Source organism: Gimesia fumaroli (assembly GCF_007754425.1).
Taxonomy (GTDB): Bacteria; Planctomycetota; Planctomycetia; order Planctomycetales; family Planctomycetaceae; genus Gimesia; species Gimesia fumaroli.
This window is the reverse complement of record NZ_CP037452.1, coordinates 3,456,398-3,473,923: the sequence shown is the minus strand read 5'-3', so window position 1 is coordinate 3,473,923 and position 17,526 is coordinate 3,456,398. Positions and strand designations below refer to the sequence as shown.

At 48.7% G+C, this 17,526-nt stretch carries 12 protein-coding genes; 5 read left to right on the top strand and 7 right to left on the bottom strand.

The window, feature by feature from the left end:
* Positions 1–11 precede the first annotated feature (11 nt).
* On the bottom strand, positions 12–920 hold the full coding sequence (locus Enr17x_RS13170; RefSeq protein ID WP_145309404.1) for a UDP-2,3-diacylglucosamine diphosphatase: 909 nt from the start codon (positions 918–920) through the stop codon (positions 12–14).
* A gap of 324 nt (positions 921–1,244) precedes the next feature.
* Between Enr17x_RS13170 and Enr17x_RS13165 the strand changes: the two genes are divergently transcribed.
* A complete protein-coding gene (locus Enr17x_RS13165) occupies positions 1,245–2,045 on the top strand; it encodes an ABC transporter permease (RefSeq protein WP_390622552.1) in 801 nt (266 codons plus the stop codon).
* Between the two features lie 23 nt (positions 2,046–2,068).
* Here the strand turns inward: Enr17x_RS13165 and Enr17x_RS13160 are convergent, their stop codons facing one another.
* Entirely contained in the window at positions 2,069–3,793 is a 1,725-nt protein-coding gene (locus Enr17x_RS13160) for a hypothetical protein (protein WP_145309400.1), read from the bottom strand.
* Positions 3,794–3,992: 199 nt separating this feature from the next.
* Positions 3,993–4,760 carry a glycosyltransferase family 2 protein gene (locus Enr17x_RS13155; RefSeq protein WP_145309398.1) on the bottom strand — a complete coding sequence of 256 codons (768 nt, stop codon included), beginning with the start codon at positions 4,758–4,760 and terminating at the stop codon, positions 3,993–3,995.
* A gap of 300 nt (positions 4,761–5,060) precedes the next feature.
* On the opposite strand from Enr17x_RS13155, the gene Enr17x_RS13150 reads away from it, so the two are divergent.
* The 4 genes from Enr17x_RS13150 (at position 5,061) to Enr17x_RS13135 (ending at position 8,639) form a co-directional block, all read left to right on the top strand.
* Complete coding sequence (locus Enr17x_RS13150) at positions 5,061–5,672, top strand: superoxide dismutase (protein WP_145309396.1); 612 nt, start codon at positions 5,061–5,063, stop codon at positions 5,670–5,672.
* 98 nt (positions 5,673–5,770) lie between these two features.
* Positions 5,771–6,160, top strand: a complete 390-nt coding sequence (locus Enr17x_RS13145) for a hypothetical protein (RefSeq protein WP_145309394.1) — start codon at positions 5,771–5,773, stop codon at positions 6,158–6,160.
* A gap of 145 nt (positions 6,161–6,305) precedes the next feature.
* Positions 6,306–6,707 carry a hypothetical protein gene (locus Enr17x_RS13140; protein ID WP_145309392.1) on the top strand — a complete coding sequence of 134 codons (402 nt, stop codon included), beginning with the start codon at positions 6,306–6,308 and terminating at the stop codon, positions 6,705–6,707.
* Positions 6,708–6,920: 213 nt separating this feature from the next.
* Positions 6,921–8,639 (top strand): ATP-binding protein, encoded by a 1,719-nt coding sequence (locus Enr17x_RS13135; protein ID WP_145309390.1) that lies wholly within the window; start codon positions 6,921–6,923, stop codon positions 8,637–8,639.
* Positions 8,640–8,659: 20 nt separating this feature from the next.
* Here the strand turns inward: Enr17x_RS13135 and Enr17x_RS13130 are convergent, their stop codons facing one another.
* From Enr17x_RS13130 to pepT, 4 genes are all read right to left on the bottom strand, one after another.
* Positions 8,660–13,000: a serine/threonine protein kinase gene (locus tag Enr17x_RS13130; protein WP_145309388.1), complete on the bottom strand. Its 4,341-nt coding sequence runs from the start codon at positions 12,998–13,000 to the stop codon at positions 8,660–8,662.
* A gap of 247 nt (positions 13,001–13,247) precedes the next feature.
* Positions 13,248–14,147: a hypothetical protein gene (locus Enr17x_RS13125; protein WP_145309386.1), complete on the bottom strand. Its 900-nt coding sequence runs from the start codon at positions 14,145–14,147 to the stop codon at positions 13,248–13,250.
* Positions 14,144–15,814, bottom strand: coding sequence for a S41 family peptidase (locus tag Enr17x_RS13120; RefSeq protein ID WP_232101046.1), 1,671 nt, complete (start codon positions 15,812–15,814; stop codon positions 14,144–14,146). The genes Enr17x_RS13125 and Enr17x_RS13120 overlap by 4 nt, the downstream gene beginning before the upstream one ends.
* A 434-nt stretch (positions 15,815–16,248) precedes the next feature.
* Entirely contained in the window at positions 16,249–17,481 is a 1,233-nt protein-coding gene (gene pepT / locus Enr17x_RS13115) for a peptidase T (protein ID WP_145309384.1), read from the bottom strand.
* Between the last annotated feature and the right edge of the window lie 45 nt (positions 17,482–17,526).

Here is a 17,526-nt window from a genome sequence, read left to right as displayed (position 1 = left end):
ATGAAGGTTGGTTAACGGCGAATCAACCGCAAAGGATGACATCGTTTTAGAAATCGGTTTATTAAACTTGGCATCTCTGTTTTTGAATAATCCTGCTGTGCATTGCGATTCACGACATTCTGTGCCGGTAAAGCTGCCTTTTGAGTCGGCGCAATTTCCTGATCGAAAAATACAATCTCCATTGCACCATCGCTGTATTCAATCAGTGCGCTGCAGTGCTCCACCCAGTCACCGGTGTTGCAGTAATCGATTCCGTCAATCTCCAGAATATTGGGAGCGTGAATATGACCGCAGATGATCCCTTCACAGAGTCGTTTACGAGCGTGACTGGCCAGTTTCTGTTCATAATCACTGATAAATCGCATCAGGTGTTTCACCTGAGATTTGACCGCAGACGAAAGAGCAAACTTTGACTGCCCCTTGCGTTTGAACAGACGATTAAACAGACTGTTCGCCGTCAGCAGCACGTCATAAGCAAAAGACCCCAGAACCGAAAGCCATTGTGCGCCGGTTTCAAACTTATCAAACTGATCGCCGTGAATGATCAGAAAACGCCTGCCGTCCGCTGTGGTATGCACGAATTCATCAGAGAGTGTGACAAAACCAAAACGTTTGCCAAAATCGCGTAGAAATTTATCATGATTGCCGGGGGTATAAAAAACTTCCGTTCCCTGTGCACTTAAAGCTTCGACCCGGTCGAGAATCGCATTATAACTTTGCGGCCAGCGCCACTTCTTGCGTAGCTTCCAGCCATCAATCAGATCCCCCACCAGATACAGGGATTCCGGATCATGCGAATTCAAAAACTCCAGAAACTCGTCCGCCCGTGAGTGCATACATCCCAAGTGCACGTCGCTGACAAAGATCGAACGAATCGAGCGACAAGCCATACTGGCTATGGGTTCCTCGGACACGATCATATCATCCTCCTTAATGACATTGCTCCGCGAAAACGCTTGTCCGCTTCTCTGATTACACAGCTCTGACTGTGGACTCTTCTTATTTTTTCTCTTTTCATTCTGGCGGGGATGATACCAGCCAATTATTCGTTGCTGATGAATGCTAAGTTAAGGTCTTGAGAATTCACAAAAGCAGAAATCCCCCGCTAATTAAAGATCCGGTTAAGGTTAGGAAATCAATCCGTGAAGAGACTCTTCCTAAGAGGCCTGCCTTCTCATCTCACATGGAACTATTTATGATTCAGACTTTACTGGCTCCCCTTTTCCTGATAACCACGGCAGGCGATCTTGATGTATGATTTAACACCTTTGAATATTGCATTGGCGACACTGCTCGTTTTGGTCAACGGTATCATTTCCGTCTGGCTCAAGCTAAACATGGAAAAACGCCTGCTGTTGGCTTCACTGCGGACCGTGGTGCAATTGCTGTTGATCGGTCTGATCCTGGAGTGGATTTTCGAACTCTCCTGGTGGTCGGTGATCCTGCTCCTGATGTTTACGATGACTCTCATTGCCAGCCTGACCGCTGTGCAACGTTCGCAACGTCGTTTCCCTGGCATCTGGTTGAATAGCATGGTGGCAGTCTTCGTCAGTTCCTGGCTGGTCACCGCTTTCGCATTGACTGTGATTATTCCACCGCAAAACTGGTCGGAAAACCCGGCTCAATATCTGATTCCGCTGCTCGGTATGATCCTGGGTAATACGTTGAACGGAATTTCGCTCGGTCTGGATCGACTCACCGAAGAGCTGGTATTGCGCAGAGCAGAAGTGGAACTCAAACTCACATTGGGTGCCACTCGAAATGAAGCAGCACGGGAAGCTTTGCAAAACGCTGTTCGCTCAGGCATGACACCGATTATCAATTCGATGATGGTCGTCGGACTGGTTTCACTGCCCGGTTTAATGACCGGACAGATCCTGGCTGGTGCCAGTCCACTGGAATCGGTCAAGTATCAGATTGTGATCATGTTCCTGATCGCTTCGGGAACTGCATTGGGGACAGTGATCTCAGTTCTGTTGGGATATCGCCGACTGTTCAATTCGAAACACCAGTTCCTCTTCGAGCAGATCAGAAAAGTCGGGTAGGGCAGAATTAACACAAGCAGACGTTACTCAAAAGTCAGTTTTTCAAACAACGCTTTTAAGACCGACTCCGGGTAGAGCACAAAAGACATTTCCCGGCTTTGAATCACCGCGTTCGCATCCATCTGCTGTCGCACATTCACCAGATCATCATTGATCTGGTCCCGCAATTTTGTGGTATACCCTGCCAACTCGGCATCAATCTGCCGCAGCTCGCGAAATCGCCGCCGATTAGCACGTCGGCGTTCTGCCTGATCTCCTGATCCCATATGCTCGCTGGCAGTCTGTTGCTCACGAATTAAAGTCTGCTTTCGTTCTAACAGGGGTGCCGCCTCTGACATTTGCTTGCTCGTCAAATGACGATCCGAATTGAAATCCAGATCGCGTAATATGTTTTTCAGACAGGTTTCGTCGCATGACTGCACATCGTACGGTTTGCAGAATGGCAGAAACTTGGTTGCAGACAGCGTCAGATACCGGGGGGGCGTCAGGTGAAAGAACCGGGTAAAAATCCGGTCCGTCATTTCATCATATTTGGCACCACCAATTCCATGCACAAACAAATCGCCCAGAAACAGACGCGCAAACAGTGTCGTCGTCAAGGCCCGTGTGCGCAATCGAATCCCCTGGGTCGTTAGTTGCTTGAGAACTTCAATTGCTGCAGATAAATCACAGTTTTCCTGCATGGGGAGCGTTGCGATTTCATCTTTTCCGTCGGATAGCAGAATCTTGTCCTGATTGCGTTTCACGAACAGCTGATGTCGACGACTCTCACCTGCGCGCCAGATCCAGAACGGAGATTCAATCCAACCATCCCGCTCTGAAAGTTCCGGAACCGGGTGTGTTTTACTTCGTACGCGATTCACTTTTCGATACTCGGCCAGAACTTCATTGTGTGTGGTGCGAAACGAATCGGCGAACTTGAATAGATAGCAGGCGAACCACAGGAACGGGCTTGTCGTACACAACCGACTGATAGGGAGCTCCAGATTCTCGACACCCCAGCGCTGTTCTTGTGCATGTCGGGCCGCTGTCAGACAGTCTGCTAATCTGTCAGAGACTTTTAACTGTTTTATCGCAGCAGGCCAGACTTCGTGTAACAGCGGGGCAGGCAAATCAGACCACTGCTGAAGCGCAGCTTCCACCCGATCGGAAAAGGAACAAAAAAGTTCCTGATCTTGCACTGTCGTCTCTTCCCACGGTTTTGGTGTTATTGCGTCATCGAATGCAATATCAGTTAACGAAGGGGCAGAGCGAGTTCCCTGGGGAACGCGGATCGAAGTCGAACTCACCAGGTCATTATCAACAATCAGATTCAGGCTCAGCCCAGACGTCTGACGGGCTACTTTTCCGATCAAAAGGTTCTTCACCCACACACCCGGATGGTACAGTGCCGGCTGATGTCCGGTAATCAGCAAGAGACGCTCGTTAAGATCTTCAGGAAGCTCAACCGGTTTTCCGGTTAACTCGGAAGTATACCGGGCTGCCTCTTCCAACACACTGCGACGTGCCCACTCTCGAAGGCTGGAGATAATTTTTCCGCTTCGATCCCGGGAACAGGCGGCAAACATCCGCCGGTTTTCTTTCGCGTCGCTGATAATTTGACTTAGATCAGGACGGGAGAAAATCGCGTCATCGTAACGTGGTACCCGCAAATCCTGCTTGACCCACAACGGCTCCGGGACGGATTCCGTACCGGAATCAAATCGGGAATCAGGATTCTGACAGGGAAAAGGAGTCACTGAAGACATTTCAAGGCTTTAATGGTGTGCTGAAATTGATCAAATTCATTTGTTGTCTGACGAAGCAATTTACCAGACAGCAATACTATGTGGCGAGCACTCTAGTTTGACTAGTCTCCTACTAAATGTCGAGTCTTTTTAAATTGAATTCAAATGGAAATGCACTGATGCATGTGATTCAGACCACTTGTGCAAAACCACTTATAATTCACTCGCAGAAAGAATCGGTACGATCGTCACAACACTCAGTCGCACAGCAGGCTAAACCCGCGGCCTGCATCTCTCGGTCAAGCACTTCATCGTAATAGGCTTTTCGTTTAATGGCATCATCCAGCGAACCACCGAAGCTGCGTTCTTCCTCAAGATACACCAGAGGAACGGGGAATTCGACGATCTTCATTTCATGGGCGGCTGCCTGAACCCAAAGCTGGAGCGGCATCGCGTATCCCAGATCGGTCACATTAAATTTCGACAGGCACTCGGTCCGATAAGCTTTCAAACCACAAAAAGCGTCTGTAATTTGAAATCCCAACTGCTCATTGATCCGCCGTGTGACCGCAACATTGATCTGACGACGATCTTCCGGGGGAATACTGGCACCATCATAGCTTTTCAGATAGCGGCTTCCTGATAGAATATCGACCTTAGCATCCTCACGCATCTGCTGAACTAGTTCTGGCAGTAAAGCGGGCTCATGCTGGCCATCACAATCAATGGTGATCAGCAGGTCATATTCATCCTGGTGTGCTACGGCAAAATCAAAAGCACTTTTCAGAGCAGCTCCATATCCCCGGTTCTCAGGATGAGTGATCACTATGATTCCTGAGAGCGCTTCCAGCAATTCCGGAGTCCGATCGGAAGAACCATCATCGATCACCAGAATTTCTTCGGCATACTTTCGGACTTCGGTCAAAACGTCAACAACATGTCGCTCTTCGTTGAAAACCGGCAAAGCGATTAATGCTTTCCTGCTCATAAACAGATCCTTTGAAAATCTGGAGTCTTCTATCGGATTTTTTCAGCACAGTTCCATTTTAGAAGACACCACCTCTGGGTCAACTATCTCAAGCTATCTAAGACATCTGGAGAGTGAACATTGTAAAAACTTCTCGGCCGGTTGGTTGTGAGAATGTATAAATCTTCTACAATAACGGTAGTGGATGTATTTGCACAGAAATTGGTTTCGTTCCCATTCCAATGAGTTCGACATACCAGGCAATATACGAAAAGTCACCAACCCTCAGACTATTTAGACGGAAACAAAGGAGTTACTTAAATGGCTTATACGCTTCCCGAGCTACCTTATGCTTACGATGCGCTGGAACCTCACATTGATGCTCGCACCATGGAAATTCACCATTCCAAGCACCACCAGGCCTATATTTCCAAGGCCAACGCCGCTTTGGAAGGTCACGACGATCTCGCAGCCAAGTCCATTGAAGATCTGGTCAGCGACTTGAGTGCCGTTCCGGAATCAATTCGGGGTGCCATTAGAAACAATGGTGGCGGGCATGCTAACCATAGCCTGTTCTGGACTGTCATGTCACCGAACGGAGGCGGAAGCCCAAGTGGCGCACTTGGCGACGATATTAACTCCACTTTTGGTAGCTATGATGCCTTCAAAGAGCAATTTTCCAATGCTGCAGCCACCCGTTTCGGAAGTGGTTGGGCCTGGTTGTCCGTAGATGGTGGAAAACTCATCGTGGAAAGCACACCGAATCAGGACACTCCGCTTTCCGAAGGTCGCACCCCCATTCTGGGTCTCGACGTCTGGGAACACGCATACTACCTAAACTACCAAAACAAACGCCCCGACTACATCTCAGCATTTTACAATGTGATTAACTGGGAAGAAGTTGCCAAGCGTTACACCGCAGCCAAAGGGTAATTGTCGTATTTTAATCGATATTCTCCCCTTAAATCGCCGATAATATGAAAGCGGCCTTCAAGTCTTTGGAGGCCGCTTTTGGGTTTTAGGGGAATTCCATGTCAAATCGCGGCAGTTACTTTGCAGCAATCTTACTCTGCTTTGCTTGTACTCAAGCAGGCTGTCGAACGATTCCCGATTACCATCAGCCCGCTGGCTTCAGCAGTACCTACCATCAGGCGATTTACCCAGAAACTGCCATCGCCTCACTCTCGGATGATGCAACCAAGGGAGGCACGAAGGACCAGGGGGTCTTTTATCCTACCGATGTTAAGGTCAGGCAACCCAAGTACGTTGCCCCTCTGGCTGAAATCAAAAGTCGTATTTCGTCTGAAGATCTCAAGAACGAACAGCGTAAACTGCAATTTGATAGTTTGAGACGGGCCGACGATTACATCAACCAGGAACAGATCTACAACGAAAACTTCCCCGCACCAAGTGCCTGGTAGGAAAGCAGGGCATTGCTCTAGAACGAATTGCCGTTGTAAAGATTACATAATCCCAAAAACTGAATTTCAGTTGCGGATTCTGCTTTTGACAGGAAAATTATTTAGAGCTATCTTCCCGCTCTGCCTTAATGAAGATTTGGCCGTGATGAAATCTTCATCGTATACCGTGGTTATGGGAAGGACCCCAAAAGTGGTCAATGGTCAGCATGTTGTCGTCTTCGACGGTCTGAATGAAACAGAAGAAGTTCTTAAAGCGGTATTAGAGCCGCAGGGATGCCGGGTCAATCGAATTCGACAACAGCACTCAGATCGTCTCACTTCCCAGAATGAAGTCCCCAGTATTGTTGTCGTGCACGATGATGACGCCGAGAACTTCACAACAGGACAACCAGACTGGAACCGGGTCCCCAAAGTTGTCATCGGTTCAGTAAAAAGAGCCAGCACAATCGGGCAAGATCAATCGACTCGCTTTCTCGTTCAACCTTTTCAATACGCAGAATTGATTGATTCGATTGAAAGCCTTTTAAATCAGCCTGAGTCAACTTAGTCACAATCTGATCTTTCTCTCCGCATATCATCCCCCAAACTGAAGCTGGGATTTGAACAGCGCCCCTCATTGGGATATGATTCTATACTGGGGGATGACAAATACAGTTCAGAGTGACATTCCACTCAGCTTAAAACGTGCCCCACACAGGAAATTCAGCTGACAACACCATCATGTGCGGCAGGCCCAGTCAGTGACTGGGAATAAGAACCAATGAAAAAGTTGATACGGAATGACGGGACCAAAGCAACGTTACTGGTAATTCAGGGCGTTGATTTGGGAACTCGCTTTAAACTCGGCACTGAGCCTGCAGGAGTAGGGCGGGGTGTTCGAAATGAAATCCGAATCCTGGACACGGAAGCCTCACGGCAGCATGCTGTGATTTCTTACAAGAACGGCGGCTATGTGATCGCAGACCAGAACAGCTCCAACGGAACTCTGGTCAATGGCACGCAGATTCAACTGGCCAAACTCAGTAATGGCGATCACATTCAAATCGGCCGCAGTCTGCTACTGTTTTCAAGCCAGGCTATCGATGAGGATTCCCGCTACATGGCGGAAAAAATTGATCTCATCAGCAATGAAGAATCCAATCACTCCAGCATCACACACGAAGTCAATCACCATTTTGACTCAGTCATTCTGGATACCGCTGAAATCTCAGAAGTGGCACAGCAAGAGGCCATTCAAAATGATCTTCAGGCTTTGTATCGCGTCGCCGAAGCGTCGGTCAGCCCGACTATCTCGCAGGAAGAACTACTCAAGCGAATTCTCGACCTCACTATCAACACAGTTGGTGCAGACCGGGGCTGCATGTTGATCACAGACCCGCAATCAGGCGAAGTTTTGCCACAAATTTATAGCAGTCGCGATAAACAAAAAACCGGGCCGCGCATGCCGGTTTCTCACAGTATCGTGGATTATGTTCTAAATAAAAAACAGGGGGTCCGCACATCAGATGCCCGGCGGGATCAGCGTTTTGAAGGTGGCGGAAGTATTCTTCAAGCCGGTATCCGCGAAGCCATGTGTGTTCCCATGCAGGGACGCCATGAACTGATGGGCGTCATCTACGTCGATACAACAACCGCCCACCCGGAAATCCTGCTTAAAAATGGCGCCGTAGAAAAATTCAGCGAAGAACACCTTAGATTGCTGGTAGCAATTGGACGCCAATCCGCATTGGCGATCGAGAACTATCGTTTTCAAAATGCCATGCTGAAAGCAGAACGGTTTGCTGCGATGGGACAAACCATCGCCACATTGAGCCATCACATCAAAAATATTCTGCAGGGAGTTCGTGGCGGCAGCTACCTCATCGATATGGGGCTGAATAAATCCGAAGAGGATCTGGTTCGTAAAGGCTGGAATATCGTAGAGAAAAATCAGAACAAGATCTATCACCTGGTGATGGACATGCTCACTTTCAGCACCGAGCGAAAACCAGCCTTGGAACCGGGATCCATCAATACTCCGGTGAAAGATATTGTAGAACTGATGCAAGCTCGGGCAGAAGAATGTGGCGTGCAACTGAAATGCGAACCGTCAGAGGACTTGCCGGAATCAGTTTTCGACCATGAAGGCATCCATCGAGCCATTCTGAATATTGTGATCAACGCCATTGATGCGGTTGAAGGATCTGAACAGGGGATCGTGCTCCTTGAAACGAAGTATTTAGCCAAACCAGATCAGATTTTAATCATGGTCTCTGATAACGGACCAGGTATTCCGGAAGATCAAATCAGCAAGATCTTTAATCTGTTTGAATCAACAAAAGGCGCCCGTGGTACAGGGATCGGCCTGGCAGTCAGTCAGAAAATCATCAGAGAGCATGGAGGCGAAATCAACATCGAAAGCGAAGCGGGGAAGGGCTCGCGATTTACACTTTCGATCCCGCGCCTGGATGAAGACCATCCGCCGGAATCTGCTTCATAAATCACTTTTCCAGCGGCTCCTTAAAAAGCACGCTTGGTTCGTCTCGGTTGTCCGGGGCTTTGACTGCTTCCTTGGATGACCGCCTGCAATACAGCAAGGTCTGCTCCAAGTGGCTGCTTCAATTCAGACCAACTGGCGGCTTTGCAGGTAGGTAATAACTGAAAGTGTACCGGATCAATTTTTACCAGAGGGGGCAGTTTCTGCTCTTTCAAAATAATGCCCCCCCGTATTGATAATTCACGCTGATCTGCCTCATTACCAAACAGACGTTTCATTTCATTTGAAAACTCAACTACCGGCTTTGAAGGACCAACTCCGGGCCCCCCCAGCATCTGCAAACGTTCTACCATATAACCGTTCGAATTCCCCCACCATTGAACGCGTTGCTTCTCTCGTAGTGCGCGTGGTATCGAAAACAAGCTAGCTGTCTTCGAGAAATCAGAACGGGTTGCTGATCGTGCAGGAGCGGGTAGAAACAGTGATTCATCCGCAAATATCTGAGCAGCCGAAGTCCCCGCAGCAGTTGTTCCGGCAGATTGCTGTAAGGCGAATACCGTCCCTTCGGGCGCCAATGTACTTTGACTCAGAGAAATCTGGAGAGAAGGAACAACAGACGCTTGCACGTTTAATGCAAATATGTCTTGCTGACTCAGAAGCAGGCTATTCTGAACATCGACTTGAAGCTGAGGTGTGCGTGATTCAACAATTGTTCCTGACGACGAAAGAAAAGTATCACTCATCAGCACCCGACTCGTTTTCCCGGCTACAGATGGTTCCACATAGACAACTGACTGAAAACGTTTGTCATTGATCAGCATCGCACGCAGGGCAAACTGAGTCAACGCAACCTGGCTGTCCTGGCAAATCAGAAAATGCTTTGGAATGACTCCCTTTCGATCCATAGAAATCCGGAAGTTGCCACCAATCATGTCCAGAGTCGAATTCTTCAGCGTAATAAACGACGAGATTCCCGCCGCCTTTTGTTCGCGCGTACGTGTTTTTGCAGCAGAAGGCACCAGTCGCAGTTCCACTACCAGAGGCGCCCCCGATGTTTCTGGAAACTGTAGCCGAACCTGTTTATTTTCCAGCCTGATAGGCGAAGTGTAACAAGTTCCCTGTCCACGGACGGTGACCGTTGTCGGTCCTGAAACAGCGGAACTATTGAGAAAATCGCTCAGGTTCCCCTTTGTCATGTCAAATGAAACCGTCTTTGCTTTCGCAAACACGTCCTGAATTTTTTTCTCAATCTGGGGTCTGCTCAAACTCGCCTTGAGACGTTTTAACTGCCCCTGAGACAGAGACTGTAAACCGGCAGGATCACAGCCCGCAATCACGCCTCCCTCTGAAATGACATGAACCGCCTTCTGTTTTGAAAAATTCAGTAGTGGTTTTACAAAAGCGGGGGATTGCAGTTCGCTTAAATTCGTGGGTAGTTCAGGATTGAAGACATCGGCCGCTAATATCTTTCCCCAGCTTTGCTGCCAGGTACGATGCGAGTCAATTTGAAATACATTTTTCGAGTTTCCAGGCTCTGTCGAACGCAGATAAAAAGGCCAGCCCCAGAACAGGGAACTTTCTACTTGCAGCTGCAAATCGTCAAACCGACTCTGACTCTGCTCCCGCAATTTATCTTGTGGCCAGCCTTTCAGAGAAAGAACTGCTGATTGCTTTTCCTTCGGATCACCAATCAACACTGAATTGACAACAATAATCTCAGTTTCACTCTCTGCCAGTTCAGCCTGATCTGACTTGTTGGATGCCTTTGATTCAGTTGGACCGTTCAGTTCTAAGATCGATCGATCAGAGAGCAGGGTACTGGAAAATATCCGGGCAGTGCGAGGCTGCTTGCGCTCCTGCAAGATTGCATGTGATTTTGAACTGTTCTCCAAACTCTCCAGTGTCAGGCACGATGCCCCCTTCGTGGAAATATAAGAATTCGAAATCAGGACATCGGCAAAAAGCTGATCAATGCGAATCGCTTCCAGTTGCTTTCCGGTCACCACCGAATTCTCAATTAAAATCCGTGACTCTCCTTCAGGACGATGTGTCGTTGTGCGCGGTTTTCCTGTGGAGTTGGCGAAGCGAATTGTTCTTTGACCTGTTCCCGTCAGGGAGAAGGAACAGTCTTGAAAGGTAAAATCACTCCGTTTGATACCCAAAACATTACAAACTCCCTTACCAGGAATCTGCGAGGCATCGCACAGAAAATGAATCCCCTGCAGACGGAGCACCCCTGATGAAAAAGAAAGTAAATCCAACTCTGTTTGATTCGCAGATTGTTCATCTGACTCAAGCAGTACAATAGGCGCCTGTTCAGAATCAGCCAGAATAATCAGTTGGGAAACATCCTTTAACCGGTGTGGTTTGAGTCGAAAAGGCCCTTGACCGTATAAACGGATCACAGCCCCCCTGGCTGTCACTGCTTCTATCGCTTCGTTCAGATCACCGAAAACTCCGGAATCTGTTTTACCTGACGCAACTTTAATTACTGGTATTTGGGGATCATATTTACCGGCTTTTACTCCCGTCAAATCGGGGAAACCAGCCCCCCACTCAGGGAGATATTTTTTTTCCTGCCCGCGGACAGCCTTGTTTTGCCATACCCCATTTGATGGTTTTTCTTGCTCAGACCCCGAAGCTTTTCCTTCCTCTTTAGCTACTTCAACAGTCGGTTGTGCCGGATCATTCTCCTCACTCGCGGCTTCAGCACCATCGCCCGTCGGGTTCTCATTGGGAGTAACCTGCTGATTCTGCTCGGCCGTCGCAAATGGATTACTTCCCGGCCCTCGTGGAATCGGATCTGGAGAACTGAAAGCATTGATGGCCCACCAGACCAATATGATTAACAAAATCACACCACCAGCGAACATTGCAATTTGCCGGTAATCAATGGCAATCGGACTATCAGAGCCTCCACTATCAGGCGGTGGCACCGGTGTCGTTTTACGCGACTGGCGAGAGGGGCGATTTCGCGTTGATGATTCTTGGGGAGTCCCTTTGGGGCTGGACACCGTTCTCTTAGGTCGCTTTCGCTGCTCAACCGGAGTTTCCTGTTTTTGTGAACGAGCGGACTGCCTGGTTTTCATGGCTGAGTCAGAGATGACAGAACCTTCCTCTTCTGGTTCTGGAGCAGAGCGTCTTGAACGGGACGATTTTTTTACTTTATCCGAGAGAGGTTCTGTTCCTCGCGTCTTCTTCTTTTCAGCACGTTTTGGCGATTGATCTAATCCAGGTACAGTCGACCCTGATTCAATCTCCACTTCCCCTGCCAGTTGTTGAAGATCGAAACTGGTGCTGAGACGGCTGCTGGACTCCTGCTCTTCCTCATCTTCAGTCTGGCTGCTGAAATCTGGAATGAATTGATTGATTTGAAAATCGCTACTGTCCGCCGGCAGATTCGTATTAGGTTCGATTGCCGCGTGTTCGCCATCAGACTCGCTGGCTAAAGCTTCCAGAACATTATTATCGACATTGGATCGCTTCAAATTGGAATTTTTCAAGTCTTCCAATAACTCTTCAGGATCTTGATAACGCGCGCTCTGGGCTTTCGCCATCATGCGTTGAATGATCGCCACGATACCTTCTGGCACTCGATCATTCAGTTCACGAGGGTCGGGCGGGGGAGTGGTTGCATGCGCCGCCAGCTTATTCGTCAAGCTGCCTTCGGAAAAAGGAGCGCGCCCCGTCAGCATGTGGTACCAAGTGCACCCCAGCGAATAAATATCGCTCCGAATGTCGGCTGCCTTGCTGTCGCGCGCCTGTTCGGGGGCCATATAATCTACCGTGCCCACTGTTGTCCCTGCTCGGGTAATGCTCGTCTCGGTATTATCGTCAATTGAACGTGCCAACCCCAGGTCGGTCAATTTGACAACCCCATCCTGTCGAATCAAAATATTCGCGGGCTTAATATCTCTGTGTACAATTCCCTGCTGATAGGCATGTGCTAATGCCTCTGTCACCTGAGTGATGATTTCCAGTGAACGACGAACGGGAATCCTGTTTCGTTTATTAATCAGATTATGTAAGTCGGTTCCTTCGACATACTCTAAAGCAATGTAAAGATAACCATCTTCTTCGCCAGCATCATAAACCGAAACAATATTTTCATGCCGCAGATGCGCTGCTGCCTGACCTTCTGCCTTAAAGCGTTTGACGAGTACCGGGTTTTCCGCCTTATCGCGGGGCAATATCTTTAAAGCCGCCAGTCGATTCAATGTAGTATCGCGAGCCAGGAAAACGGCTCCCATTCCTCCTGCGCCAATTTCCTTTTCGATCTGATACTTGCCTAGAGATTCCATTTTGGGGACGCGCGCAGACTGGCGTTTTTTCTTCTCAGAAGAATCTTTTTTCTGCTTGGCCATCGCCTACCCCAGAACTGTCTGAATCGACAAATTCGAAAAACGCCTTACTTACTGTGACCACTTGTTGGAATTGTTAAGATCTGATTTTTAAGCCACAAGAAAACTGAAGATGGAAGACCTTATATCATAAGCAGTTGAAGGGGGAGAGTCAAAATAGAGCTTCCTCCTTTTCTGCATTTCTGGGACAAGCCAATCTGAACATTTTGGCTCAGAATCTCTCGGAATACCACAAAGCACAAAAATCAGTTTAAATCGCGTCAGACCAGTCCAGACACTGGACCAGCCCGGATTTCAACCCGCAAATGCACCATTGCCCAAACGGATCACAGGCCACTTCGATGGCTTCATCAGGAATCGCACCTCCCCAAAGCAGCTTTCCCTCCTGGTTTAACCAATACAGCTCCTGTTCAATGGTCGCGGTCACGATCCGGTTTCCGAGAAAATCACAGGCAAGAACCTTCGGAGTCCCTTCAAATACAAGCGTTCCTGCAGAATCCCCCTCATGATCAAAGATCAAAATCCCATAATTAAACCCTGCCAGAAAAATGCGCCGACCATCGCCGGCCAGCGCGAGTCCTCCGCAATTTGACCAATGCTTCTCAGTCCAGACGCAATTCCCTTCCAGATCGTGACAGCAGAGCAGGCCGTTTTCAGCCGCGCCGATTAAGCGCGGCTCGCTGACCTGGAACTCTAGATAGCTCATCGGACGCATCGTCTCAAAGCTGGCAACTTTTCGCTTCTGCGAATCAATGATAATTGTTTTGCCGCTGGCCAGACTGACGGCGACATAATCGCCATAAGAATCCATCGTAATCGCCAAAGCTTCCACAGAAAATGAAATGGCCCACAACACATTCAAATCACGATCAAAGCAGCAGATATTATTATCGGCATAAATCGCGACTCCCAGCTTACCGCGGTCACTCCAGTGAACCAGTTGCACTTCCTTGATACCGCGATTCAAATGCAGAAACTGTCCTTGCCGATCCAATAAATAAAGGCCGCCTGAAATATCGGCGGCCAGTATTTCTCCGGTTTCACGTGCCAGATCCAGCGCAATCAAAGGAGCTTCTGTTGAAAACGACCACCTTAAACTGGGCGTCGTTCCTTTTCCTTGTGTGAGCCAGGCGGCACGTTCATCCATCATGGTGTTACAGCATATTGTCTTTGCAGAATTTGTAAGCCACGTTTGATATCAGAATCTGCTGCCAGCTTTTGCTCTTGTGACGCACCATACATGGCAGTCTGCAACTCATCCTTTTCAACCGTGATACTGGGTTTAATCCCAATCTTACCATAAGTGTTTCCTTGAGGCGAATAGAATTTCGCTGTAGTTAATCGTAATCCGGTCGAACCACGAATTGGGAAGATACTCTGCACCGACCACTTGCCGTAAGTTTTGCGACCTATCACAGTCGCCCGGCGATGATCCGTCAGTGCTCCTGCCACAATTTCACTGGCACTGGCACTGTTGCCGTCCACTAACAAAACCAGTGGGATTTTCCAGGTACCTGGACGGTGAGCCGTATAACTCCAGTTTTGATCGGCAACACGTCCCTTGGTCGAAACCAGTTTTCCTTCTTCCAGAAAACGGTCAAGAACTTCGACAGCCGCTGATAACAGGCCCCCCGGGTTACCACGAACATCCCAAATCAAAGACCGCATGCCCTGACTGTTCAGCTTCCTTAAGGCAGCATCCAGTTCCGAAGCCGATGTTTTCTGGAATCCCGTCATCTTGATGTAACCAATACCGTTTTCCTTATCGAGCATTTTCACAATCGGGAAACTTTTAACCTGCACCGCTTTACGGGTAACTCGTGTCACGCGGGTCTTGCCGGTGTCCGGACTTTCCAGTTCCAGAACCACCTGGCTTCCTGAAGTTCCACGCAACAGATTCGCTGCCTGGTCAGTCGTCATATTGCGGCAGTCTTTTTGATCAATACTCACAATGTGATCTCCTGCCAGCACGCCCCCCTGTTCAGCAGGACTTTCCGGCAACACATTGATCAGCAGCATGCCTTCGCCGATTTCTGCCTTCATCTCAATCCCGATACCGACAAATTCCCCTTCGATGTTGTCGTAAAGATCTCCCAGACGATCAGGCGTCAGAAAGCTACTGTAATCATCTAAAGCATTACAGCCGCCAAACATGTATTCTGAAATCACAGCTGTATCACGTAAGCCTAAATTTCGATAGGAAATATCACACACTTCATTGATCAGCTGATGTGCTCCGTGATGACTGGAAATCGATTTATTCCAGTAAGTCTCTCTCAAGATCCGACGTACTTCGCGAATCTTTTCAGGCGGCACTCCGCGCAGATGCGCTTTGATAAACCGATCATTGGCTAAAGCCAGATACAGACTTTCCGTTCCATGGGCGACATAAGATGTCGTACTCAGTGGATCGACAAAGTGCGATTGTATTTTTGATAAGATCTGGTCGAACAGAATAAACGCTTCGCGGCGAGACTGTGACAACAGAACTTTGGAAAAACTATCGTCCATATAACGACGGTCAATTCCAAAATGAATCTTCGCCCGTCTTAGACCGTATTTAATATTATCGTTATCGGGCCATTCCTTCAGAGCATCTTCGTAGTGCTCAATAGCCTTGATCCATTGTCGTGTCCGTTCATACTCTTCCCCTTTGGCAATCGCCTGAGTCTGAGTAACTGGGATGACAATTGGTAATTCACCGGGATCTGCATAGGCAACTCTTGAACCGAGTACCAAAGAACATCCCAGTAAATAAACCCACAAATGTTTCGAATGCAATCTCTTAAGAAGTCGCGTCTTTGTAGATGAAAACATGGTTCCCCCTCTATACCAGCGTTTTCCTCCGTCACTGATGGCCGCCACAAGCAGGGCTCATCGAAAGCAAACGGACAAATAGCCGCTGGTTCGCGCTGCACAAAATTTGTACAACGTTTATTTAAACAATTATCTTGCCGATATGTTTAACATAAGCCACAAAAAAACGATGGTCAAACAATCGTTTCCATTAAGATGCGGCACAATCTGCATAATCGATTCATTTTTAAATGAACGATAAAAACCAGATCCAGGCAAGACAATTTTGTTTTGAGGGGATATCACTTAACTCGTTGCTACGACACGCGCATCCAGCCCCGAAATACCTCACCACTTTTCCTAAACCGACTAATCGGAATAACCGAAACGGGAACAACTTGCTTCGGGAAATATCAAAAGGGAACCCTGGCTTCACTCGACGTGCCTGTGAGTACTCAACGCTCCTGTCCCCACAGAATCGCCAGTTGCACTAAAACATCAACGGCCTGCTGCATCTCTTCCACCGTGGTCCATTCCAGTGGCGAATGTGGGTTATGCTGCCCACTGGAGAGATTCGGCGTCGGCAATCCCTTTTCCGTCAACAGGCTACCATCGGTCCCGCCTCGAATTACATTCAGGTTTGGTTCCAGACCGGCGGCGCGAGTGGCTGCAATCGCTTTCTCAAGAGCCCGTGGCTCCTTCGGCAACCCATCCCGCATATTGCGATACTGTTTGTGAATCGTAATCGTAATCTTTGCTCGCGGATGTCGTTCCCGCAGAGGGTCTGCCAGCGATTCCAGCAGCTGTGCATATTCAGCCAGTTTCTCAGTCTCGAAATCCCGTAAGATCAAACGGGCCGACGCTTCTGCCACGCCTCCTTCAAGATGATAAGGATGAATGAATCCCTCGCGTCCTTCCGTCGTTTCCGGACTGAGCGTCTCGGTCGGCAATTGGGAAATCAGATCGCTGAGAATCCGAATGGCATTCACCATGACACCTTTCCCGACAGAAGGATGTGTATTCACTCCTCGCACCGTAATCACAGCCTGATCGGCGGAAAATGTCTCCGAATCAATCCGGCCACTCCCGTCACTGTCGAGTGTATAAGCACAACAGACGCCGAACACCTCTAAATCCAGCTTTTCAATCCCGCGACCGATTTCTTCATCGCAGGTAAAACAGAGCCGAATCGGACCGTGCTGGATTGATCGATCCTTCATCAAATGGGCGGCAGCGGTCATCATCACCGCCACACCCGACTTGTCGTCGGCCCCCAGCAGTGTTGTTCCGTCAGTGGTAATCACCGTTTTCCCCACCATCTGTTTCAATCGCGGCTCTTCGCTGACCCGTAACACCCGCGAAGGATCGCCGGGCAGTACCAGATCCTGCCCGTCATAGTTTTCATGGACAATCGGCTTCACATGCGTGCCAGAAAACTCGGGCGACGTATCGACGTGTGCCACCCAGCCAATCGCAGGCACATCTCCTCCAACTGTACTTGGAATCGTGGCCATCACAATCCCGTATTCATTGATCGTCACATCTTCCAGCCCCAGTTGCTCACACTCTTCAAACAACAACCGGCTCAAATCCAGCTGTTTTTTCGTGCTGGGAAACAAGGGACTTGTCTCATCAGACTGAGTATCAATTTTGACGTAACGCAAAAAACGATCTTGTAATGAATCCATTAGATGTCACTTTATATTGCAGGGAAAATGTGAAAGAGAAACGCA

Bases quoted from the DNA above. Each gene is read 5' to 3' on its own strand.
- Enr17x_RS13170 (WP_145309404.1), bottom strand. From the start codon at position 920: ATGATCGTGTCCGAGGAACCCATAGCCAGTATGGCTTGTCGCTCGATT.
- Enr17x_RS13160 (WP_145309400.1), bottom strand. From the start codon at position 3,793: ATGTCTTCAGTGACTCCTTTTCCCTGTCAGAATCCTGATTCCCGATTT.
- Enr17x_RS13155 (WP_145309398.1), bottom strand. From the start codon at position 4,760: ATGAGCAGGAAAGCATTAATCGCTTTGCCGGTTTTCAACGAAGAGCGA.
- Enr17x_RS13150 (WP_145309396.1), top strand. From the start codon at position 5,061: ATGGCTTATACGCTTCCCGAGCTACCTTATGCTTACGATGCGCTGGAA.
- Enr17x_RS13145 (WP_145309394.1), top strand. From the start codon at position 5,771: ATGTCAAATCGCGGCAGTTACTTTGCAGCAATCTTACTCTGCTTTGCT.
- Enr17x_RS13140 (WP_145309392.1), top strand. From the start codon at position 6,306: ATGAAATCTTCATCGTATACCGTGGTTATGGGAAGGACCCCAAAAGTG.
- Enr17x_RS13135 (WP_145309390.1), top strand. From the start codon at position 6,921: ATGAAAAAGTTGATACGGAATGACGGGACCAAAGCAACGTTACTGGTA.
- Enr17x_RS13130 (WP_145309388.1), bottom strand. From the start codon at position 13,000: ATGGCCAAGCAGAAAAAAGATTCTTCTGAGAAGAAAAAACGCCAGTCT.
- Enr17x_RS13125 (WP_145309386.1), bottom strand. From the start codon at position 14,147: ATGATGGATGAACGTGCCGCCTGGCTCACACAAGGAAAAGGAACGACG.
- Enr17x_RS13120 (WP_232101046.1), bottom strand. From the start codon at position 15,814: ATGTTTTCATCTACAAAGACGCGACTTCTTAAGAGATTGCATTCGAAA.
- pepT (WP_145309384.1), bottom strand. From the start codon at position 17,481: ATGGATTCATTACAAGATCGTTTTTTGCGTTACGTCAAAATTGATACT.